This window comes from Caballeronia sp. A2-2 (assembly GCF_057612605.2).
On record NZ_CM172588.1, the window covers coordinates 1410495 to 1432422 of the forward strand.

Sequence of the window (21928 nt, forward strand, 5' to 3'; positions counted from 1 at the left end):
GGCTTGCGGCAGTACTAACAGTGTCCTTTGGCGAAATCGATAACCTTTTTCCGCTCCTGTGGGTCACGGAGATATTCATGGCGAACAGTCAGCGCGCGGTCGCCAGATGACTCTTCTTCGAACGATGATAGGTCGTCAATAGCGGAGCGACCTTGGTCGGCATCACGGGGAGTGCTCGTACTTGAAGTCACTTTGGGAGGTTGTGGTGCATCAAGGGCGGCCACGAGCGAGCGAAAGTGCGCAGAGATGGTTCCGAGCTCTGGCGCCTTTCCGCTTCGATGCCCGCCTGTTAAAGGCTTCATCCTGATTTGCGCCTTCCGATTGAAAGCACCATCTTTGAAAAGTCTCAGCAATCCCGGCAAGTCGACACCCTCATACTCATCGCTGTTTCCTGATAATGAGACATCGAATACGGGTATCCCGGGAGCACCTTCCTTCTCGCACAAATAAGGATAAACCGGCACGCCTTCTTTCGTCGTGCGCTGAATGTCGAGCATACACGGACCATCAAAGCGCAAACCCATCGTGTCAGCCAATTGCAGCTTCTTCACTTTTCCATCCCCGAATATGACTGAGACCGTTCGACGCTCGCTTGGGTCTCTTTGTAGTGGCTGCAATTTTAGGCAGCGGTCGGTTACCTTGTAAGGGGCTCAGCCCTCATTGCGCCGCAAAAGCAACACTGTGGTCGCTATCAGACTGTTCTCTACCGGCCATACCCACAAAGGACCGGGAAATGTCCTCTGTGCGGGCTATGCTCGAACCTTCTACGTCACTAATCGAGGAACGGTTGAGCTTATCCTGCGAACTGAGTCACGACTTCAAATGACTGTCTCTCCGACTGGAGCACATCGTCCATCTCGACACGATGGCGACCCACGATAATCTGCCCGAATCCCTCCGGGCGGCGATGATGTCCGATTTCGAAGCGCTGAAATCGCTCCTGCACGGACGGTTGTGGTTTCAACCGACCTATACCGTCGACGGCCCCTCCCTAGGAAAACTGCTTCTGGATTCCATTCAGGAGGCCGATGGCCCTTTCGGCTGGCTCATCAACGCCCGGCAGCCTGAATTCATCGTCGTCGATGGTGGGGAGCTTCATTTCTCTTGGGCGCGGGTTCGCAGCGAGTGGTTTTTCGCTGAGACATATGAGGCCGCGGTAGCGTCGGCGCTTGACTGGGCAGAAACGTACGCGCAAGAGGTGTGGGCCGCGTCGGACGCAGGCGGAGCTCACTAACTGACGAGCCGCAACGCCGACCTGTGTTGCGGCTTCGCCCCTTTTGGCGCGAGCTCCTGCGTAATTCGCATAATTTCCTTTCGGTAGGCGCGGCCCCTTGCCATCAGGACATCCCATTCGGCATACGCGTCGTCGGCATTGCCGGAATGCAGTAAGGCGCAGTATCGAGCGGCTCGCAGGCGCACGTAGTAGAGATGCGTTTTGCTGTCGGGCGCAAGCGGCAGCCGCCAGTCAGACGGGTACACCGCGTCGAGCGCTTCGAGCGCGAGACGCGTCTTCCACTCAGCGTTTTCAAAATCGCCGTTTTCGACTCGCAGAATCGCGGCAACCGACGCGGCGCACAGCAAAGACGGCTGGTCGACACTCTCGCTCTGAGCATGGTCAAGCTGAAAGACTGGCTGACGAAGAAGCGTGAGTGCCTCGAACTCTTCGTCGGCTTGCTGCGCAGCGGCGCAGGGCTCGAGAACGGCATACTCTGGTGCGCTTGCCGCGGCGTCAGGAGGCGCGGAGGTGGTGCGATTCGTGTACAGCGTCTCAGCTGTGGGCAAAAATGGCCTGTGACCACCAAACGCCGCCCAGTCGCTCGCGCCGAAGAGCGCTGCAACGAGCTGAAACGCGTGCGGAGCATCCAGGCGCAGCGCTTCCTGCAATCGCGTCGCAAACGTGCGCACGCAAACGCGCTGCACGACAGATAACGGCAGCTCTTCCGGCGCAGGCTCGAAACACACAGGCAGTACGTCAATCAGCTCCCACGCGGACTCTTCAAGCTCAGCTTGCGAGTCGATGCGCTGGAACGTCTCGAGCGTGCGCAACCAGCTCGGCATGACGCTCGCGCGGCTCAAGGCTTCTAGACTGCTTGCCGCCGACAGGCCGGGCAGCAACGACTGAAGCAGAAGCGCTTTGCGCTCGATACGCGCCTGCAACTCGGCGAAGAAGACCTCGAAGTGTCCGTCACCGCAGGACGGGAGCTTGAGCTCGGCTAGCAACTGGAGAAAGCGTTCGTACAATACTGGCTCCGGAAGTCGGGGGGAGCACAAGGATGCATGAAAGACGGGACATTTTATGTCCCGTTTTGGCATTCACACTACGCTAGGTCGAGGGCCTCGGTTGCCCCGCCGCGAGACAGTTGACGGTTGGAGTAATGCACCAGCGCACAGAGCGTGTTCACAAGCGCCATTTGCTCGGGTTTCGAACAAGGCACGCAGAGCAGGTCCGGGCTTGCGACGACCACAGCCAGCGCCTTCGCGCGGGAGACCGCAACGTTCAGCCTGTTCTTGGAGAACAGAAACTCGATATCGCGGGGCAGGTAGTCAGCGTTGGATGTGGTCATGGACAGAATGACCACGTGAGCTTCCTGTCCCTGAAACTTGTCGACCGTACCCACTCGCGCGCCGGCCGGCAGTGCGCGCTTAAGCTCGTTGACTTGCACGTTGTAGGGCGCGACCACGAGGATATCGTCGAGCGTCATCGGCACCATGCTGCCCTCCTCATCGCGTGTGCCCCGAAGCAACTCCTCAAAAAGGGCTTTCACCTTCTCGACCTCTTCCGCGCTCGACTGAGCATTGCCGTCGTGCTGCACCGGCACGTAGCGAATGCCGGTCAGGGCCGCAGGCGCCGCGCCGTCGAACGAACCGTGAACCACGCGCCGCACCGTGTCACCAGATGGCTTCAGGCGGCTGTCGTACACCGCGTCCGAGATGAACTCGCAGACGTCCGGGTGCATGCGGTAGGTCGTGCCGAGGAAAATGCCCTTTTCTGCGGGAATGGTCGCGGCACCGTCCAGAAGATAGTCCAGCGTCGAATCGCCAGAACGACCCGGGTGCATACCTTTGCTGGGCTGCCCGAGCTGCATCTGGTCGCCGAGAAGAACGATGTTTTTCGCGCTCATGCCGACAACGACGAGGTTCGCGAGCGCCAGTTGCCCGGCTTCGTCGACGAAGATGTAATCGAGCGTGTCGCGCATTTCCTCTTTCGCAAAAAGCCACGATGTTCCTGCGACCAGGTCCGGCTGCCCGAGGAAAATATCATCTTCATCCCGCACATCGACAATCATGCTGCCGCCAAGCTCACTGTCGCCACCGGTGGACTTCTTCATCCCGAAGAATTCCACCTTCGTCGCCTCGGCTCGCTTCTCCACTGCTCGCAGCAAGTTGTTGATGGCGTGATGACTGTTGGAGGTAACGCCCACCCGATTGCCCCGTTTCAGGAGTTCGACGATAACGTGCGAACCGGTATAGGTCTTGCCAGCACCCGGAGGGCCCTGCAGAAACAAGCAGGTCTCATCCATGTTGCCCACGACCCGGATGACCTGAGGCAGGAGCTCAACCCGGTCGTCTACAAGCGGCGCGCCTTGAGCAACACCCTTGATGCGAGGATTCTCACGGCACAGCAGCGCCTCCACCGCATGGTACGAATCACCCTTCGAGAGCATGCACGCGGCGAAATGCTCGAGCGCCGCCTCGTGATACTTGGTCGAGACCGGTTGCCCTGGCCCGGCCGCAATGACCTTCTCAGGCTCCACGCCGGTAGCCGTCGTGAATGACACGCTGAGCGAGTGCATGTCCACTTCGAAATTTGACAGGCTTTTCCCGGTACGCGCGTCGGTCGCCGGTGCGCCCGTGCGCAACTTGGTCTCTTGCGCGGGCGCGGTGTAGAAGTAGCGCTTCGACCGTTTCACTTGAATGGGCGGACGGTCGGGGTCACGCACCATGCCACCGAGACTCTCGGCGTCTTCGATGAGTTCGGCGTCGGTCATTTCCATTCGATTGAACATCGCCCACCAGTCGGGCTTGGCTTCGCGGCGGTGGTAGAAGACCATGTGCGCGACCAACGCCCGGTAGCGGTCAACCTCGGTCCAGTTCTGCTCTTTCTCCGGCAGCATTTTCAGGATGGACTCGACAAGCTTCCCGGTGCGGAGCCGGTCAGGATTTTCTTTCCTCTTCTCGCCTGCTTCGTCATCAGGCGCGGCACCCGTTGCCCACACCATTCCAGTCGGTCTGAGCGACAGCAGCCATTCGCGAAGCTGGAAAGTTGATTCCACGTCGTCGCGATTGTAGTCAGCGATGTCCTGCAGCAGCTTTGCGGCCTCGGCTTCTTTTCCGCCCTCTTTCACGAGCGCCTTCCAACGTTCGTAGAACACGATACTGGCGCCAGCGTTTGTGACATCCCCTGCCCGCACACCGCGATAGAACCGCTCGATGTACTTAATCGAATAGCTGGGCTCCGACACGCGCAATGCTTCCCTGACGACCGCGTAGAGGTCGATGAGCTTGCCCTTGCGCAGAAGGTTGTCGACAGAGGCTTCGCGCGTGCCATGCACGGACATCAGCTTTTTGAGCGCCGTTTGTTCATACGGGGCGTAATGGTAGATGTGCGCATCCGGATAGAGCTTCAGTCGGGCGTCCACGTAATCCATGAACTGCTCGAATGCGAGCTTTTCCTCAACGCGGTTATGCGCCCAGAAGTCACGGAACACGCCCTTACCGGTGTCGACCTCCCAGACGCCGAAGAGATATTCCAGCCCGCCCGTCTCGAGCGGATTGCCTTCCATGTCGAAAAACATGTCACCCGGGTTCGGCTCGGGCAGGCGCTCGAACCCGCGGCGGCGCGCGTCGTCCTCATCCTTCTCGAGCAGTACGAGACGCCGCTCGTTGTCCTTTCGAAAGAGGTGCTGCAGTTCGGCCTGCGAGCGCAAACGCGCGAGCGTCTCGTCCGCAATTTTCGGCACTCGAGTCTCGGCCGGCATTTCGGCCAGCAGTTCGAGGGTGTGCACGCCCGAATCAGTCAGCTTGCGAACCTGCACCCGGGTGATGCCCGCCACCTGCGACAGGTGGTCATCCGCCGTCCGGCGCTCGTCGCACAGATTGCTCCAGTGGCACTGCGAGCACTTGTCGCACGGGTCGGGGTAGCTGTCGACGGCTGCGGCCGCCGCGTCCGCCGCCTTCGCGATGCTCACCCGGGCGAGGAAACGCGAGAGCGCTGTATCGAAGTAGAAGCGGAAATCAGCGCAGCGGTAGGTCTTCGTCTCGTTGGAGCCAAGGCGCACCGCCATGCGTTCCGGGTAGACGCCTTGTGCACGTGCGAGCAAGTGGGAGTAGAACGCGAGCTGCACGAGAAACTTGCCGCGTGAAGACAGCGCAAGCTTGGTGTCGACTGCTTCATAGCTGTGGGCACCGAGGCTCGACGGCATCGGCACCTTGACCAGAAAGTCTGCGTATCCGAGGAGGTTGTCGTCGAGGAAGGCTGCCTGGTAGACAACGTCGAACCCCTCCTTCATCGCGGTGAGCGTGGCGGCGACGCGCGAGCGGATGTCCTTGCCAGCAATCGCATTGATATCGACGACACTCTTGCCTTCTGCAATGAGGGTTTCGAGATAGGCCTTCTCGTGCTGGATGCCGCGCTCCTGTACGAGCACGAGTTGCTCGTCCTCCGGATTGCGTTGCAAGGGCGTCACCATGTCGGTCAGGGCAAGCGTTGTGCTGTGCTCGCACTCAAGAAACGACACCAAGTCCGACGCCGAATAAACCCTCTCCCCGTCCAGTCGCAGCATTTTTTCTCCTTATTGCACCGCTCGAGCCGTCATCGTACGCAAACAAGGGACAGTCTATGGGCTCTCTTGCGAGATAATGTCGCCTGGCACACGATGCCGTGTTAACGACATTCGCGAGGCGGGACTTAAGTACCCCTGCTGCGCCACGTCGTTCAGGTCGGCCGCGCCATGTCGTTGTGCCCTTCTCGAAACCGAGAAGCTTACAAAACACAAACAAGAGAGCTCACACTTGACGCCTGCATTGGAAGAGATGGGTACGGCACCGCTGGTTCGAGACTATCAGCGCGCCATTGACAACAGTCGCGAAGACTTCAACGCCGTTCATCGCGAGAAAACGCTCTTTGGCGCGACCGCCGGCGCGTTTCAAGGCAACCCTTCGGGTCCCAAGAACTGGAAGCCGTCCGCCTACGACATTTTCAATGCGTGGGCCAACGACTCATTGAAAGCCCTGATTGCGCTTAAGAACCGCGGCGCACTGGATACGCTGTTCACGGGCGAGGACGTTTTCGAGAAATGGCACGAGTCGCTTGTTACCTCACTGTCCGAGTTCTGGAAATCGAAAGCGCATGCGGACTTCCCGTTGAGTCGCCGTCAGACCTACAAGCTGGTCGACCTTTTCGTGAAGTGGCTGCGCATCAAGGTGCCGGCCGACATTCGACAGCTCATCGAACAGCGTGCGCACACGACCCTGAACGCACCGGCGCTCGTGCGCGTGTCGGCGCTTCTGGGTGACGAGACGCTCGCGTTTGCGCCGGAAGCGGAATTCGACTCGTGGTACGCACAAACGCAGGTGCGGATTCGTGAGTTCACGTCGTCACACGGCGGCTCGCCTGTCCTCGTTGACGTTTGGTGCCGGGCGACGGCGCTCGGGGACCCTGACGTCGACTAATAAACATCAAAAGTTGAGCGGAGAACCGCGCCTCGCCCTGGCACGCGGTTGGCCGGACGCTCCTGCCAAATGGCGAAGAATCGCGGCAGATGGGTCATTCCGGTCGACAACGGTGCGGTACGCTTCATGGCGACGCAACGTACTTGCCAAACGAAGTCGTTTGGTCGCTTTGCATTCAAAAATCGCATATACAGGGCGGTTTGCGCCGACCCGACTCAATGACACAAGTACACACGGCACGCGACCGCTCTATTGTCATCAGCGGCCTTGGTGGACACGACATCTACTGCCTGCAAAAGAAAGGCTTCCGCCCGGGTCAGTTGTTGGTTGGCAACAGCGTGCAGTCTCGAGGTCTGCTCGGCTCGCTCAACTCGAGCGTGCGAAACCTCGCCGGCGGCGAAAGCCCTGACGTCACATCGCTCATCAAAGATGGTCGTGACGATGCCCTCAACCGGTTGCTGGCCGAAGGCGCTCAAACGGACGCCAACGGCATAGCCGGTGTGCGCTCGACGGTTGAAATATTCGACGGCCACTTGGAGTTTCTCGCACTGGGTTCTGCCGTACACCACGAATCGAGCAATGAGCCATTCACAACCTCCTTTGATGCAAAGGAGCTGTACTGCGCGCTGGACGCCGGCTATCAGCCGAAAAAGTTCGCTTTCGGCAACGTCGCCTACTCCATGGGCGTCGGAGGCGGCATCACAGCAGGCTTGCGCTCCCTGTTCCGCGGCGAACTCCCTGAAATCAGCGGTATTCTGAACAAGACGCGGCATCTGGCGCTGGAGCGCCTCGCTGCGGACGCTGGCGCCGCGGGCGCGAACGCCGTCATCGGCGTCGAGACAGATATGTTGCCGTTCCTTGGTTTCCACGAGATGCTCATGACCGGAACGGCTGCTCACCACCCCGCGCTGAGCGTGCGCACGCCGGTTAGCTGCGACCTCACAAGCGATGAGCTCTGGTCTCTCACGCGGATGGGCATGGCGCCGGTGAAAATCGTCATGGGCGCGGCTGTGTATGCCTTGGGCGTAGCGACCGGCGTCAAAACGTGGTTTCAGAGCCTGAAAAAGGGTGAGCTTCCCGAGCTCACGAAACTCATCTATGAAGCGCGGGAGCATGCGCTGGACATGCTGGAGAGCGAGGCGAAGGCCGCGGGCGCGGAAGCGGTCTACGGCACGGACGTCGTCGTCAACGAACTGTCGAGCGGTATCCTTGAGTTTCTGGCAATCGGCACCGCGGTGAAGAAAGTGAATGGTCTGTCCACCGAGCACGATACCCTGCCGGTGCAAGCTGTAGCACCGCATCGGCGAACCTTTAGGAATTCGGTGGACTCGATGCTCTCGGGGGCAAGCCAGACCGAATGAACGCGCGCTTTTCCTGAAGTCGAGCGCTTGTGAAAGCGCCCCCGCACCCAAAAGGTTCGATTCGATAAGCCGTCTGAGGTGTCTGTAGCCCTCTTGGAGGGGTATTGGGCCATGGTCGGACTCTGTACAAGACGGCTATGCTGCATGAAACTGCTAGCTTCTCACCGCGGAGCGTTCCGATGGCAAAACCCGTCACACTTTCCAACGGCAAATCGTGGCCTACGCAAGCAGCAGCATTGGCGCATTTCAAGGCAATGCTTGCGCGTTATGAAGACAAGCAGGCTATCGACAACGCAAGCGACCACGACGACCTATCCGCGCTTGTTGAGCGATTTGACCTCGCCATTCAAGACGGGCCGGCGAAAGCAGGAAGCGGTATTGACCATTTCGAACGCCGCCGTAATGTCAGCGATGGTTTCTCGACGCCGGGGTTCTGGGTTATCCGGACAGACGGCTCTGCCACCGATATCAGCTACATCTGGGCGGTTAAGGCCGTTCCGATGAGTGATGCTCAGCAGTTCACGGGAGCCTGTCGTACAGCAGTCCAAGCTGCACTCCTAGCCGCGAAGAAAAGTGCGTTCGAGCTCTATGGGGACGCGCTCGACAGAGTACCCTGTGAAATCACGGGAAAGCTGCTTTCGTTCGATGAAGCACACCTCGACCACGCATGGATGACGTTTTCCCAGATTGTCGTGGGTTTCCGCGCTGCGCGTGGCTGGTCTCATTCAATTCCGGCCGGATGCGTGACACCGCCGGCCGACGCGCAGATTGTGAGCGCGTTCCAAGACCCCGCAGTCGCCGCCGCTTTTGCCGGCTACCACCATCAAATTGCAAAGCTTCGTCTTATCGAGAAGGGTGCAAACCTCTCCATGGCAGCAGGCCAGCGTCAGCCGAAAATTCGGCGCCCCATCCAGTTGTAGCGTTCCTCGCGCCCGCCCTCTCCTCCGTATGGGGCTTTCGTCAAACGAACCGATTGGTCTGCCACATTTCAACGTGGCGACAAGATGACGACTAGGCAGAGGGCGTCTAAAATCTCCCGACCATTAAAGGCGTCGCCTCAGCGAACGTCACTCGGGGGAGCGTGAATGCAGACCAGACTTCAGGCAATCATCGACGCCGTGCGCCCGCGCCGCGCGCTGTTCACCACGTTCACCCTGAGCGTCAACTGGTTCGAGTCGTTTTGCCTTCCGTTGCTCAAGGTGTCAGGCTGTGGAAAGGTTGATTTGCTGGTCGACTCACGGGAAGCCTGCAAATCGACCGACGAGTCGACGAGCCTCTATGCTGGCAACGCCTACCGAATCATCCCTGTCCACCAGGACTCAGGCGGGTTCTTCCACCCGAAAATCGCCTACCTCGAACGAGGTTCTGGCGATGACGTTTTGGTCGTGGGTAGCGGCAATCTGACGACAAGCGGGCAAAACGCCAACCTCGAAGTGCTTGATTCCGTCAACGCGCAAGCGAATCCGCTCGTGTTCGAGGCTTTTGCGGAATTCGCCAGTCTGTTCGCCTCTAGCCCCGGCTTGTCCGCGAAAGCGGTCGCCAATCTCCGGTATTACGCGGAACGCGCGTCCAAGGTGGCTAAAGATGCACCGCCGACCGCTCGAGAAAATCCGTCCGTCTGGCTTGTGCATACGTTAGTCGACACCGCAGGCGAGCAATTCGGCACCTTGGTTCGTCAGCATCTTCCGGACGCGGCGGGCTTGACTGTTTTTGGGCCCTATCTCGACCCTTCTGCGAACGCCACCTGCGAGCTCGCACGCCTGTGCGGAACGTCCGAGCTCTCGCTTGGAGTACGTCAGGGCAAAGCGGGCTACGTCATCCCTTTGGAAAAGGTGAACGCGCTGCCTGATAACACATGTTACGTCGTGCCAGCTGAAACCCGTAAGTACGGATTTGCGCATGCCAAGGTGTTCGAAGTTCGTTCGCCGCGCGGCTGCATGGTCATGACCGGGTCAGTCAATGCGACGAATCAAAGTCTGTTCGGGCTGGAAAACGTCGAGGTTTCTCTTGTCCGGAAGTTGGACACGCCGGCTTTCAAATGGAAGACGTTGAGCGAAGAAGAACTGGCAGCCGTCAAATACGAAGCGTGCAAGTTCAAGTCCCCTGAGATTGGCCGCAAGTCTCCCGCGCTTGACGCCCAGTGGCAGTCGGATGGCATCATTACCGGGACGGTATCACCGCGCCCGAGCGAAGACACCGTGAGCTTGGAGATTTGGTGCGACTCCGAAGTCGAACACACGCTCGCGGGCGTGGCGCTTGAGCCGGACGGTTCGTTCAAGACTGCACGGGTAAGCCGAGGCTCATGTGAGGGCGCGCGTCGACTTCTTCTGAGGACGGGCGACTTCACGGTCACCGGCTGGCTCAACGTCGAGAGCGAACTCGCAGCAAGGCCATGGGAAAAAGAACTCGCACGCGCGGCTTCACGAATCCGTAGCGGCACAGGAAACGACCGTGACTTGCGCCCTGTGCTCAACTGGATGACAGGGGTTCTTCATCGCAAGCCTGAAGCGACGACCAACGGCAAGGGCGATGTCAAGGACCTAACCCCGGCGAAACCTCAGGGAATCAATTATCGCGAAGAACAGCGCAAGCTCAAGGAACTCCGCTCGTACCAAGACTGGCGAAACGGGGACGAGCCAGCTTTGACTGTCGCTCCTCAGCTTGCCGAGGAGAGCATGGCAGCAGCCTTTCGAAGCCTCAATGACAATATCCGGCAGACACGTTTTGGCCCGGTTGGACGCGCACTCGGTCAACTGGACATCATCACGCCTGAGCAGGAGTACGGTAGCAATAGAACAGCCCTTGCGGACACCGTCGAAGAAGGCACCGCAAAAGAGCAAAACGCCATCGACGCGATGCTGGAGAAGCTCCCGGCGGTGCTGGCCAAAGATGCAACGGGGCCAATGGTTTCGGGAGCGGTCGCTATGTCTGCAACGGACGCGCTTGCCGAAGGAGTTGTTTCTATGAAAGCCGGGGGCGCCCCACCCCCCGCTCCGAGTGCATCACCACAGGCGTTCGTGCCAGTTGACCCGTACGGGATGGGGGCCTGGTTGGCTCAATACAGCGCTTACGACTACGACGTCGACAACCGCGAGCGCTTGCTTCCCGTTCTCTGCACCTTTGCCTGTTGCGCCTACGATGTGTCCCCAACGCTTGCGCTCGGTGCTATCAAGGAACAGATTGAAGATTTCGCGCAACGCGAAGTGCCGGTGAAGGAATGGGAAGACGCAGTCGCTCTGGGACTGAACCTTGATGCATTCGAGTTGGTGCGGGAAGCCGGCGCAACAAGCCGGGTAACGGCGCATGTCGCGCAAATCGTGGCGAGTCTGACGCTTCGGGAAGAACTTGAGCTAATGCTCGGTTCAGTGTTCGGGAATGCGGCCCAAGGCCTCCCAAACCCCCGTTACCAGAAGGTGCTCGAGCGACTACAAGAGCTCAGAGCGGGCAAACTCGACAAGAAAAATACGGCGTTCGGGCTGATACCGCAGGAGATACCGCTGACTAACGTCGCGTCCTGTCCCAACTGCCGTACTGCCGTGCGCAATATCGGGGAGGTGACCGCATTGAAAACGCGACGCGTGACCATTCACGACCACTGCAAAAAACCGGTTTTTGCGGGACTGAGAGCAACTGAGCTGACTCGTTACAACGTCGCCTCGTCTATCTACGCCGACTGGAGCCGCAATAATGCATAAGGCGCCCGTTTTCACGACTCCGGCCAAGTCCGCGCTGAAAATCGACCCATTGGGTCTGCAGAGCGCGAACATGTCGCTCTATCGCACTCTTCTGCCGGGAATCAACAACGTTGCGAACTCCATCAGAGTCTATTCGGCACTTTGCTGGGCACTGCGGGAAGCAAGGCTTATTGCCAAGGAGAGCGCGAAGGACGTCGAGGATGCGCGTGAACTCTGTACCGCCGCTCTTGAGAAGATGGACTTGTTGCTTGTGTGGTGCAATCGTGAGCACCGCGGCGGCTTGCCAGGCACCGACCGGAATTGGCCGACAGCTGGCCAGTTGGCAACTCTGCGGCTGAGTGAAATTCTCAGCGATGAGCAGGAAAAGCTTAGAGAAAAGGGCCGCCCAGTGAACACCGCGCGAGGCGCGTACCTTCTCACCGCGCCTCAGTATCGCCCAAGCCTCGTGAATGGCCTTCAGTTTCTCCAGCTCGACACGAAAGCCATTCCCGGTGCCTTCATGCTCAGCAGTGCAGGACGGGACCTGGCAGCTGGATTCGCCCAGCATCTTGCAAATGTGGTCGCGCATAGTGATGACGTTGCTGGCGCCCGGGCGCAGATTGAGTGGCTTGCAGACCCACGTCAGGTGAAAATCTCGAGTGAGCGCGTATCCAGCTTTTACCCTCTCCTGAGACTCGACTCGGCTCACCCAGCGGAACAGCAGGCTTTTCTGTCGCAGTACCTTCCGTCGCCGGGTCAGTTCCCTATCGATAAACTCTGGGATATGCGCCACAAAGGGCTGACGCTTGCCATGCGGGCGCTTGTTGCCTCTGAGGGTAGCTTCGCGACGGAGGCCGGTTTCGTGCCAGTAGACATCATTAGACACGCGATGGGAAGCGGCTTCGGCCCTGACGGCAGTCCGGTTGACCTGACTGACGTGCCTGATGCTCGGGGGTTATGGGCGAGCCTTCAGGTTCGCCAGTACATCAAACTCGTCCTAGAGACGCTGCTGCGTTTGACCGAGTATCAGGTGCAACACCTGATGACTCGACAGGACCCGCGACGCATTGGAGACGTGGCAACGTTGGCCGCAAATATCGCGCTCGACGAACCGGGAATGGCGTTGACCGTCGGCACATGGGTCGACGCGTGGCGGACCGCCCAAGGGGACGCAGACACCTTGTACGCCGCAGGTATGGCTGGAACCGGGCACGCCTCGCAGGTCGTTCCAATGAAGGGCTTGCCGCTCCTGTTCGAAGAACTTCGCAAGGCGTCGACGTTCAAAACACTGGAGAAGGCTAAAAAAACCGTCCGGCTCATCGTGGTTGCGCTTACGTACTGCGCCGCAGAAGCCGATAATTGGCCGGAAGAAGGGCCCTACTTGCGAGAAAATTCGAAAGACCGACTGTCACCCGCCGACTTGGCTAGCCTTGCTCGGCGTTACGCTAATAAGCTCGTGACGGAGTTCGTCGCGATGGTGATTCGCGACTTCGTTGTCAATCTACATTTTTCGGTTGTCCGTGAGCGTTCGGAGGCTGAAACGAGTAACCCTCGAGACCGCTACCGGATTCTTCCCGGCGATGACGGCCTGGAACGGGACTTGGAAAACGAGGCTAGCTTCACAACTCCGCCAATCTTGACCGACCGGCTCCATTGCTCCCTGCAACTGCTGGTTCAGGCGGGCTTACTTGAGGCTCACGCCAAAGAGAAGTCGTTTCGAATCACCGACGCTGGGCGCAAGCGCGCGGCTGAATCATTAGCCCTCTGGCCGGCGCAAACGGAGGCAAAAAGCTCTCGCGCGCTCGTGGCTACCGCGCGTATCGCGGAGGTCACTCCTGCCTGAGCAGGCCGAACAACAGCCGGCCCGAGCGGGCGGAAACATTTGGCTGCGGGTAAGTCGGGTCTGTTTAGTTAATGTCCAAAGCAATCTCGCGTTGCTGCTCCCACACTTTCGTCATCTTGGCGATGAGGCTCATCGTGCTGTAGCCGCCCTCAGCATAGAACTTGCGCTTGGTGTCGTAAGTGCTCACCGAAATTGCGCTCGTATCGTCCTTCCAGAAGGCTCCTGTGGGCCTATCGATTGTGGGCGCAGAGCCAATCAGCGACACGAGCGCCGACTTGATTGCAGGAACGGTGCGAGGCGTCTTGCCTGCCGCTCGGTTGCAAGCATGAATGCTCTCTAGCTGCCCCCTATCGGAGCAGCTCGTACGGAGGGTACCGTCAGCTAGCGCTGCGCGCCGTAGGTCTCCATGAAGAGACGGTAATCGGGAAGCCGCTTCATGTGTACGTGAAGGGGTTCTTCTGCGTGGCATGCAATACAAAGAACTTCGAGATTCTCGTCTCGATTGTCGTTCTTCTGCCCGTTTCGATGATGGACATGAAGGTATCTCGCCCCACTTCCCTTGAGCACAACATAGCATTTCCCGCAGGCGTAACCTCGAAGCTGTCTTGCTCGTGCAGATATGTCAATCCAATCTTTCGTGTAGCGGTTCAGCGGTGCGCTATCCGAAGTGTGACCTGGCTTATTCAACATCAAGTCGCGAGGATACGCCGTAAAAAAATCGGGTAACTTAAAGCCGGCGACTGCGCCGAGCCGCTGCGGCCGAGGCAGTTGCATGTCAAAGCCTTGCCAGGAAATATGAGCTAGACAGTTCTGACATACATTGAGTGCAACGAGCTGAGTTCGCACTGTACCGTCGATGACGTTGACTTGAAACAAGCCTGAGTCAGAGTTCGCGACAACATAGCGTTCGAATCTCTTATTCCGGGACATCTTATCGAGGGTATGGCAATGCGCGAGGTGATACCTTGGCATCTCCTCCCGATGGCCAAGATTTGATACGTCTCGGATGTAGACGAGTACGCGGTAGCCTTTATACGCAAGAGTGCCGTCATCGAGAACCTCGATTTGGTCGACGCTCACGTCTATACCGCCGTCTACGAGCCGCTCGATAATTGGTAGTTCAATCTCTTTGATGCGCCCCGGCGCCCCGAAGCGTTCAATCAACGGGGCGCCCATCTTGAGGCGAAGAGTATTTAGCGTTCCCCACGCGAGGAAATCTGGGAATCGGGAGCTCATTGCTTTTGCAGCTTCTCGGCGATAGCGTCCATCTTCTCGCTAGCGTTGGTTACAATGCGGAACTCCACTCGCTGATTTGCAAGCTGCGCCTTTGCGGTCTGCTCGTCCGATGACAGCGGACGCGATGACGACAACCCGTTTGCTGTGACGTGTTGGACCAGCCACTTCTCGTTGTCGCGAAGGGCACTGAGCGAAAGCAAGTACTCGAGGGTGCTTCGAGTGCGTGCTTGAGACAGTTCCATGTTCCGGAAGTACGCTACCTTTTCGTCGGTGGCCCCGGTCCACGCCGCACTGGTATGCCCCTCTATCCGAATTTCCTTGACCGCATCCTTGTATTGCTGCGACGTCAGCAATTTCACGTAACGAGGAAAGAACTGTCCCAAAACCTCTTTGAACTTTGGCCGAAGCTCCGACGAGCCAGTAGCGAACAGGACGGTCGGGTCATTGAACCTGATGGTCATGTCGCCAAGAATCTCAGCGTTCCATTGCTTCAAATCCTTCGCAAACTCCTTCTGCAGAGCAAGCTGCATATCGCGCTTCGTGGTCTCGTATTCTTTGACCACAAGCGTAGTGGTTTGCTCCACCCGAAGCATGAAGGCGGCGGTCAGTAACATGAAAACCATCATCATGCCGGTCATCAGGTCCGCCATCGGAATCCAGTAAGACTGGTTACTTTGCTCGATTTCCATGGCAAGCCCCTTAAGCCGTCTTAGCGATTCGGACGACTTCCCGCAGGCGTTCCGTCAACGGCGTGTAGTCGGACACAAACTTCTCGGAAAGAGACCCAAGTTGCCGTCCGAGCGACTCGAGGCTCTTCGAGAGTTCTTCCTGCAGCCCCTTGTCCAACGCTACAACACTCTGTCGAATGGATTCCATCGACCGAGTCAGGTTGTCGTTCACTTCCGTTTGGGACTTTTTGAGAGTCTCCGCGAGCAATTGCTTGAGCTCAGTCGATGATGTCTGCAATTGCGTCCCAAACGTCTTCACTACGTCCGACGTGTCGGAGTGCACTTTGGCTACGCCTTGCTTCATAGCTTCAGTCATCTCGTCGACCTTGCGCGAGAATGTAGGCGTGACATCCTTCATCTGTGAGAGGACTTCAGCCATGGACCGCTGCGACTGGTTTATCAGTTGATGCTGTTGCGCAAGTCCCTTGAGAGTTTGTTCTAACGCTTCTGCCGTACTTGCGAAGCCAGACGCTCGGTCGATAAACAGAGCTAGGCCCGACGAAGCGTTGCGAAGGTCATCTGCTGACGATTTTTGAAGAGCCTGCAGCTTGTCCAGCTCTTCCTTGTACTGCTGCTGCCACACAACAAGTTTCTCGACCGCAGAATTGAGATGCTTGAAGTTCTCGCCGAATTGTTCATTGATTTGCGTGTTGAAGTCTCGAATCACTTCCTTCAGCGCTTCAATCAACGCCTTCGAGCCATCCTCAGACATGCGCTTGGCGAACGTGTCGAAGGATGTCCGTAGTTGTTTTAGCTCATCGCCTTGCTCTTGGCGCATCAACTTCATTTGAGTAAGAAGGCTGCCCTCTTCGTTTCCCGACAGACTCCGTTGAAGAGCCTGGGTCGCCGCTACGACATCGTCCAGCGTCGCCGATTTCGGTGCACCGTCAACTTGGGGAATCGGAGTTTTCTGAACAGCGTGTCGAGCACGAATCATCAAAGAGCCGGCCACGCCGCTCACCGATGCCCAAAAAGCTGTCTTCACCCCTTCCAGCAGGTGCGGGACGCTCTCGGAGACGTTCGACGCGTCAAAGTGAAGAAGTGCGAGCGCGATGCCAAGGAAACAGCCCAAGATACCAACTGTCGTCAGAATTTCCGGGCCGTGCACAACCGAAAAGCGGTTGAACCTGTAAAAAAGGAAGTAAGCGGTGAGGCCAACGTTCAACAAAATGAAGAACAGCGTGGTCGTATCAGAGAACACTGCTGAAAATGGACTGCTCGCGAACGCACAGGGCGATAAGGCGGCGCAGGCGATTGCGAGGACTGCTCTTGCTTTCATGATTTCTTGTTCTCAGGTCCAACGGCGCGCGCGCGTGCGCACTCTTTGTGGGTGATTTTTGTCGGCGCCATCGCGTAGAAACGACACAGACGCACTTCTCATTACGTCCTCAAGAACGAAAACTTGAGCGGTTTGCAAACTCAAGTTTGCCGAGCATTGGCCGTTAACTGCTGAGGCGTTTTGCGATTTATCCGGCTAGCTCGTCGTATCGACCACACCGCCAGTATGTGTGACACCGAGCCGGGGCCGGTGCTTACATGCCTGACGCACTGTCCACGTATTACAGTGGCACTGCCGAAGGGAAAAGCAGTCATCGACTCAAAGAAAACAACGAGGGGACAAGATGGGTTGGGGATTTAGAAAAAGTATCAAGGTCGCGCCAGGAATTCGCATCAATTTCAGCAAAAGCGGCGTAAGCACGTCCATCGGCGGCGGAGGCTTCACGTACAACACACGAGGCCGCGTCACGGCGAGCATTCCCGGCACAGGAATACGCTATACCCACAATCTCAAAAGCGCTAGGCACACGTCACGGACAGTCAATTCGGTCGTAGCCGGGAGTCGAAGTATGGACGCTGACGGATACGAACGGCTTTCGAAGCGCGAGCAAGCGACTCGCGACTTTGTTGAGAAGGTGCAGAATCGCACTGCCACTGCGCTGGTCAACTACTTCCTCTCGCATGGGGTCCACGTCCTTGCGGAGGACCTGGGCGACGCCGTGACCCTGGAGGACCATCAGGCTTTCCTAAACTCTCTGTCGCACAAATTTGAGGCGACGACAAGCGCCATCCGCCTCGCGGTCGATATCGGTTCAATCTCGCTCGCAGAGAAAGAGAAAGCGATGCGAGCGGTGTACCAAATCGAAAAGCTGTGCGCGGAGAATCATGGCTCACAGGGGGAGCTCGGCGAGGCCGCGTCCGCTCTGCTCAGTGCTGTTCGCAGTTATCCCTCCGCGCCCTCCCTTACAGGCGCCTTCATTGTCGGCCTCCTGGGCGCCTTTCTGACGTACGCAATCAGCATCGGAGCCGGCCTTGGTTTGACAGCGTTAGCGCTCATTTACGGTGCAACCAACGCGACGAAATATTTTCGCGGGCGAGACGCGGCACTGACAGAAATCGAAGCTGCAGAGCAACGATTCGATACGTTGCTGACGACAGAAATTTCTCCACGCCCGCAACTTCGCGCTGTCGGCGAAAACGTCAAAATAAAAGCCATTGGGTTCGCCAGCGTAACGCTCGTTGCAATGCTAGTCGCTGCGTCCGCGCACGTCTCGCAGCCTACCCAGGACGCCGCTTCCGACGTTACGGCTAACGAATCAGCCCCTGCCGCGACTGTGACGTCACATACCTTCGGAGATGATGCTAATCAGACAAACAGCGCCTTCGCATGGATGGTCGGAAAGTATCCGTACAACGTCGTGAACGACCATCGTTTCAAAGCAGCCTTCCGCGGAGTGGCGCGCGCCGATTGGAAGAAGATTGCCGAACGGCTGACTGTTGTCAATCAAGCCGGAATTGAATCAAAGGACGGCTTTCTTGTCGGCGAGGGATGCATGGCTCACGAGTGCAATTCCGAGAAGGCCGCGTTTGCCATCAACGAGACTACTGGTAAGGGCGTACTTATTATGATGCATACGCCCAGTAACACTCCGGTCTTCACGACCTACCAATGGAAAGACGCGGCCATTGAACAAACCCCACTGGCTAACTGGAAGCAGCAGCAGCTCGCCGACTCTATGCAAACAACAGGCACAGCGCCGGCTCCCGAAGGCGTGACTACAACCGCAGTCCCGCCAACCTTTCCGACCAGCTTCGATTGCGCGAAAGCGCACTCGGACGCAGAGCACCTAATTTGCGGCGATGCGCAGCTTGCCGAGGCTGACATTGAGCTGGCCGCGGGCTACGCAAAGGCAAAAGCTGCGGTGTCAGACCAGACAGCTTTCCGTGAGCGCACTCGCGCTCAATGGAATTATCGCGAGGAAACGTGCCATGACCGGGAATGTTTGGCTCGGTGGTACGCCGACCAAAAGATTGCGCTAAATGAAATGGCGGCAACAGGAAGAGTCGGCCCTTAACTAGGGCCCGACGGGCTCCTCCAATATTGCTCACACGACGCCTCGATAGCCTATCGCTCAATCGACGGCATCGAAAATGAAGTCGAGAGCCGGACTACGCAATTATCTAGCAATGAAACAATCCGGTAGCAGAGACTCACGTCGCTAACATGCCCAAGAATCGAAAGAAACCCTTGTTTTAACCGGTATTCCTGTTGTCAATTGGATGAACCGTTGCTACGCTACTCGACAGCTTAAGACGACGCATGTGTCGAGTGCATCCTACACCCGAGGTGCTTCGTCTTAAGCAGCGTTCAACTTCAAGAGAGCCTCAATGGCAACGAAGAAAGCTGCTGCTACGAAAACTGCTGCACCGGCCAAAAAGGCCGTAGTCGCGAAGAAGGTTGTGGCTGCGAAAAAGGCCGCCGCACCCAAGAAGGTTGCTGCAACCAAGACCGCTTCGGCGAAGAAGACTGCTGCGAGCGCCACGCTCAAGCCGGTGAAGGACACGTTCACCAAGGCGTCACTCATCGCTCATGTGGCTACGCAAGCCGACGTCGACCCGAAGCAGGCTAAGGCAGTGCTGGCCGCTCTCGAAGACACGATTCTGGGTGCTGTGAACAAGAAGGGTTTGGGCGAGTTCACGCTGTCCGGTTTGCTCAAAATCAACGCGCAGAAAGTGGAAGCAAAGAAGCGCCGCTTCGGCAAGGACCCATTTACGGGCCAGGACCGATGGTTTGATGCCAAGCCGGCGACGGTGAAACTGAAGGTTCGCGCGCTGAAGAAGCTGAAGGACGCGGCCGCCTAACCCGCAATCTAACGAAAGACCGAAGCCCGCTCCATGCGGGCTTTTTGTTTGCATCGACTGACAACATGAGATTGCGATGGACGGTTCTCGTTTTCATCGCACTGAGTTCAATACTGAAGACCGAAGCACCTAGAGCAACGACCCACGTCGTCTTGCGTAAAGGCGCGCGAGCATAACTGACACCGACCTGTGGAAGCGAACGACAGTGCGTGCTGCTTCTTCGACATAGGTTGCAATTCATAAGGAAAAGCCCGTGCATCGAGAGTGTGCCGCCAATGTCGGTGGTCGCCGCGCCCCGTCAGGTCTGCGACAAGGTTGAGCAACCTCGTGTCTTTTGCGTCAACGCTAAACCAAGTCAGACGTCCTGCTCGATTTGTCTAGCAATCGTGGCGCGATTATCTCCGGCCACAATGCCCGAGGCCTTGTAGCGAGCTTCAGCTTCCTCAAGCAAGACTTCGATGCTGTGCTCAACCAGGATAGACTCGATAACGCTTTGTGGCGGAAACACATCTGGATGGGAGGAGCGAAAGTTCACAATACAACTTCGTTGGCTGCGCCCAAATCATCTGTTCCCATGGCGTTGCACATTGCCATTGTGCCTTCCGACGTCGATTGTTTGACACTTTTTTCGTGCTAGTGCGTGGTCCGCTCCGTGTGCATGCAATGCGTGGCCGCTGGTACTTGGTCAGGCAACAATGCCGTATCAACGGAGACTGATGATTGCCGCGTTGATTTCGCTAAGTGCCTTAGCCTCCCGAGAAGCGATTGACCGGCTGAACAGTCCGAATCGCCTGCACACATCCGCTGCCGTTTCGCGAGTCAATGGCTCCCTTAAACCATCATGTTGTTCGTAGGGCCGTCGAAAATCTATCCAGTAGGCATCGACGTAAAATTTTCCGGCTCCCGTGGTCACAACCCATTGCCCATCTGCTGACTCGTACCTCTGATAGCCAGAATTTACGAAGAGAGTGAACAAGTCTCTCTCGTCCATGGCGACAAATTTCTTCTCGCTCTCGTAATTGATGACGTTAAACCTCGCACTCAACCATGGCGGAAGTACAGAAGGAACAGTGGCATTGTTGACAAGCATTGCTGGTCGGGCCCGAAGCAGACCTGTTACAAGCAAGTTCAAAGCGCGGCGAAGTTCTTCGTGAGCAATCGCGACTGGCTCTGAGTCATTGTCCGAGCATCTGGAAACGAACCGGAGTGTAAACTGCAAATAGTCCGACTCGACTGGCTCAATGTCGATGTCTACGCCGAAACGGTACTTGGTCAGCTCACAGAAAGCCACTTCATGCGGCTTCCGCATAATCGAATGAACAGTACTAACAATTGACACTACTGCATCCCATAACGTACTGAAGTAGCCGGATTGCTCCTCGATGCCGCCTATTAACGTAGTCAACTCACATAGGGGCGAGTTCTTTGCCCTCATCTCGCGAGACCCTGACGTGCAGTTGAACTCATTCTCCATTATCAAAGACACAGCGCGCAGTGCGCTGCGATGCAGCAGATGAATTCTGTGCGGCGCTAATTCCGCCTCTAATCGTCTCGCGATAGATTTCAGACTGTCGTTTTCGCTCTCGGTGACATAACCCCACACGTAATCAGCATCTTCCAGAGATAAACTTTGCATCTGTGCGTCGAGATATCGACAGAGGATTTCGGCTGGAGCGAGAGCCAATTCACCCTCCCGCATTTGTGTATCAGTCATGGCACACCTCCATTAGTTGCGCCTGCTTCAAACGGGCATGGCGTTGCCTCGGGTCAACCAGCAGACTCTTACAGGCAATTCGTATGCTCAAATGCAAGAACGCGACAACACATAGTTTTGTCAAGACCGTAAGAGCAGTCAGACATATAATAGGTGCTCTAGGTTGACCTTGTACAATCAAAGCAGGGTCGAGATAAGGACTTCAGTGGAACTGCCTCCGCTTAACCGGACACCCGGTCATGCTTAGGTTAGAGAAAATTCTTGCCGACGAAACTAATGTAACCGCCCTACCGAACAGAGGATTGTCCGTTCAATTCGACAAAAGCGCGAGGGGTCGTTATTTCGTTTCTCAAGCTACTCTTTCTTGCTCGTAGCGACCATGCGGAACTGGCTGCGGCGGCGTCATGGCAAGGCGCGCTGCACGTCTTCGCTCGCCATCTCATCAAGGTTGCGAAAAGCTGATGCGATAGTTTGGATGTCCTTTCTGTCAACACCTGACGCTTCATAGTGGCGCCGCCAATCTTGTACCACTTGCCAGACTTCCGAAATCGCTTCCGTAG

17 protein-coding genes are annotated in these 21928 nt (G+C 57.3%); 8 read left to right on the forward strand and 9 right to left on the reverse strand.

From position 1 onward, the window contains the following. Positions 1-14: 14 nt before the first annotated feature. Positions 15-551 (reverse strand): hypothetical protein, encoded by a 537-nt coding sequence (locus ACZCWR_RS22820; protein ID WP_487303886.1) that lies wholly within the window; start codon positions 549-551, stop codon positions 15-17. A gap of 314 nt (positions 552-865) precedes the next feature. Here ACZCWR_RS22820 and ACZCWR_RS22825 point away from each other — a divergent pair, with 314 nt between their 5' ends. Beyond that, positions 866-1234, forward strand: coding sequence for a hypothetical protein (locus ACZCWR_RS22825; protein ID WP_487303887.1), 369 nt, complete (start codon positions 866-868; stop codon positions 1232-1234). On the opposite strand, the gene ACZCWR_RS22830 is transcribed toward ACZCWR_RS22825, so the two are convergent. Then, a complete protein-coding gene (locus ACZCWR_RS22830; protein ID WP_487303888.1) occupies positions 1231-2241 on the reverse strand; it encodes a hypothetical protein in 1011 nt (336 codons plus the stop codon). The two genes, ACZCWR_RS22825 and ACZCWR_RS22830, sit on opposite strands and share 4 nt — an antisense overlap. A gap of 77 nt (positions 2242-2318) precedes the next feature. After that, a complete protein-coding gene (locus ACZCWR_RS22835; RefSeq protein ID WP_487303889.1) occupies positions 2319-5783 on the reverse strand; it encodes a TM0106 family RecB-like putative nuclease in 3465 nt (1154 codons plus the stop codon). A 76-nt stretch (positions 5784-5859) separates the two neighbouring features. Between ACZCWR_RS22835 and ACZCWR_RS22840 the strand changes: the two genes are divergently transcribed. From ACZCWR_RS22840 to ACZCWR_RS22860, 5 genes are all read left to right on the forward strand, one after another. Continuing rightward, entirely contained in the window at positions 5860-6672 is an 813-nt protein-coding gene (locus ACZCWR_RS22840) for a hypothetical protein (RefSeq protein ID WP_487303890.1), read from the forward strand. Between the two features lie 218 nt (positions 6673-6890). Beyond that, positions 6891-8033 (forward strand): heavy metal-binding domain-containing protein, encoded by a 1143-nt coding sequence (locus tag ACZCWR_RS22845; RefSeq protein ID WP_487303891.1) that lies wholly within the window; start codon positions 6891-6893, stop codon positions 8031-8033. 179 nt (positions 8034-8212) lie between these two features. Further along, the gene (locus ACZCWR_RS22850; protein WP_487303892.1) at positions 8213-8953 is read left to right on the forward strand and encodes a DCL family protein; all 741 of its coding nucleotides are present in this window, start codon (positions 8213-8215) and stop codon (positions 8951-8953) included. A gap of 165 nt (positions 8954-9118) precedes the next feature. After that, positions 9119-11728, forward strand: a complete 2610-nt coding sequence (locus ACZCWR_RS22855) for a phospholipase D-like domain-containing protein (RefSeq protein ID WP_487303893.1) — start codon at positions 9119-9121, stop codon at positions 11726-11728. Continuing rightward, complete coding sequence (locus ACZCWR_RS22860) at positions 11721-13550, forward strand: hypothetical protein (protein ID WP_487303894.1); 1830 nt, start codon at positions 11721-11723, stop codon at positions 13548-13550. The genes ACZCWR_RS22855 and ACZCWR_RS22860 overlap by 8 nt, the downstream gene beginning before the upstream one ends. Before the next feature lie 64 nt (positions 13551-13614). On the opposite strand, the gene ACZCWR_RS22865 is transcribed toward ACZCWR_RS22860, so the two are convergent. The 4 genes from ACZCWR_RS22865 to ACZCWR_RS22880 form a co-directional block, all read right to left on the reverse strand. Beyond that, positions 13615-13737, reverse strand: a complete 123-nt coding sequence (locus ACZCWR_RS22865) for a hypothetical protein (protein WP_487303895.1) — start codon at positions 13735-13737, stop codon at positions 13615-13617. Positions 13738-13931: 194 nt separating this feature from the next. Then, positions 13932-14786, reverse strand: coding sequence for an HNH endonuclease family protein (locus tag ACZCWR_RS22870; RefSeq protein WP_487303896.1), 855 nt, complete (start codon positions 14784-14786; stop codon positions 13932-13934). After that, a complete protein-coding gene (locus ACZCWR_RS22875; RefSeq protein ID WP_487303897.1) occupies positions 14783-15475 on the reverse strand; it encodes an OmpA/MotB family protein in 693 nt (230 codons plus the stop codon). The genes ACZCWR_RS22870 and ACZCWR_RS22875 overlap by 4 nt, the downstream gene beginning before the upstream one ends. Positions 15476-15485: 10 nt before the next feature. Then, positions 15486-16793, reverse strand: a complete 1308-nt coding sequence (locus tag ACZCWR_RS22880) for a hypothetical protein (RefSeq protein WP_487303898.1) — start codon at positions 16791-16793, stop codon at positions 15486-15488. 343 nt (positions 16794-17136) lie between these two features. On the opposite strand from ACZCWR_RS22880, the gene ACZCWR_RS22885 reads away from it, so the two are divergent. Further along, positions 17137-18867, forward strand: coding sequence for an Ivy family c-type lysozyme inhibitor (locus ACZCWR_RS22885; RefSeq protein ID WP_487303899.1), 1731 nt, complete (start codon positions 17137-17139; stop codon positions 18865-18867). A gap of 313 nt (positions 18868-19180) precedes the next feature. Next, the gene (locus tag ACZCWR_RS22890; RefSeq protein ID WP_487303900.1) at positions 19181-19654 is read left to right on the forward strand and encodes an HU family DNA-binding protein; all 474 of its coding nucleotides are present in this window, start codon (positions 19181-19183) and stop codon (positions 19652-19654) included. A 355-nt stretch (positions 19655-20009) separates the two neighbouring features. Here the strand turns inward: ACZCWR_RS22890 and ACZCWR_RS22895 are convergent, their stop codons facing one another. Next, positions 20010-20189, reverse strand: a complete 180-nt coding sequence (locus ACZCWR_RS22895; protein ID WP_487303901.1) for a hypothetical protein — start codon at positions 20187-20189, stop codon at positions 20010-20012. A 168-nt stretch (positions 20190-20357) separates the two neighbouring features. Continuing rightward, positions 20358-21368 (reverse strand): hypothetical protein, encoded by a 1011-nt coding sequence (locus ACZCWR_RS22900; RefSeq protein ID WP_487303902.1) that lies wholly within the window; start codon positions 21366-21368, stop codon positions 20358-20360. Positions 21369-21928 lie beyond the last annotated feature (560 nt).

Coding starts and splice junctions, on each gene's coding strand:
- ACZCWR_RS22825 (WP_487303887.1), top strand. CDS start 866: ATGGCGACCCACGATAATCTGCCCGAATCCCTCCGGGCGGCGATGATG.
- ACZCWR_RS22835 (WP_487303889.1), bottom strand. CDS start 5,783: ATGCTGCGACTGGACGGGGAGAGGGTTTATTCGGCGTCGGACTTGGTG.
- ACZCWR_RS22840 (WP_487303890.1), top strand. CDS start 5,860: ATGTCGCCTGGCACACGATGCCGTGTTAACGACATTCGCGAGGCGGGA.
- ACZCWR_RS22845 (WP_487303891.1), top strand. CDS start 6,891: ATGACACAAGTACACACGGCACGCGACCGCTCTATTGTCATCAGCGGC.
- ACZCWR_RS22850 (WP_487303892.1), top strand. CDS start 8,213: ATGGCAAAACCCGTCACACTTTCCAACGGCAAATCGTGGCCTACGCAA.
- ACZCWR_RS22855 (WP_487303893.1), top strand. CDS start 9,119: ATGCAGACCAGACTTCAGGCAATCATCGACGCCGTGCGCCCGCGCCGC.
- ACZCWR_RS22860 (WP_487303894.1), top strand. CDS start 11,721: ATGCATAAGGCGCCCGTTTTCACGACTCCGGCCAAGTCCGCGCTGAAA.
- ACZCWR_RS22870 (WP_487303896.1), bottom strand. CDS start 14,786: ATGAGCTCCCGATTCCCAGATTTCCTCGCGTGGGGAACGCTAAATACT.
- ACZCWR_RS22875 (WP_487303897.1), bottom strand. CDS start 15,475: ATGGAAATCGAGCAAAGTAACCAGTCTTACTGGATTCCGATGGCGGAC.
- ACZCWR_RS22880 (WP_487303898.1), bottom strand. CDS start 16,793: ATGAAAGCAAGAGCAGTCCTCGCAATCGCCTGCGCCGCCTTATCGCCC.
- ACZCWR_RS22885 (WP_487303899.1), top strand. CDS start 17,137: ATGGGTTGGGGATTTAGAAAAAGTATCAAGGTCGCGCCAGGAATTCGC.
- ACZCWR_RS22890 (WP_487303900.1), top strand. CDS start 19,181: ATGGCAACGAAGAAAGCTGCTGCTACGAAAACTGCTGCACCGGCCAAA.
- ACZCWR_RS22900 (WP_487303902.1), bottom strand. CDS start 21,368: ATGACTGATACACAAATGCGGGAGGGTGAATTGGCTCTCGCTCCAGCC.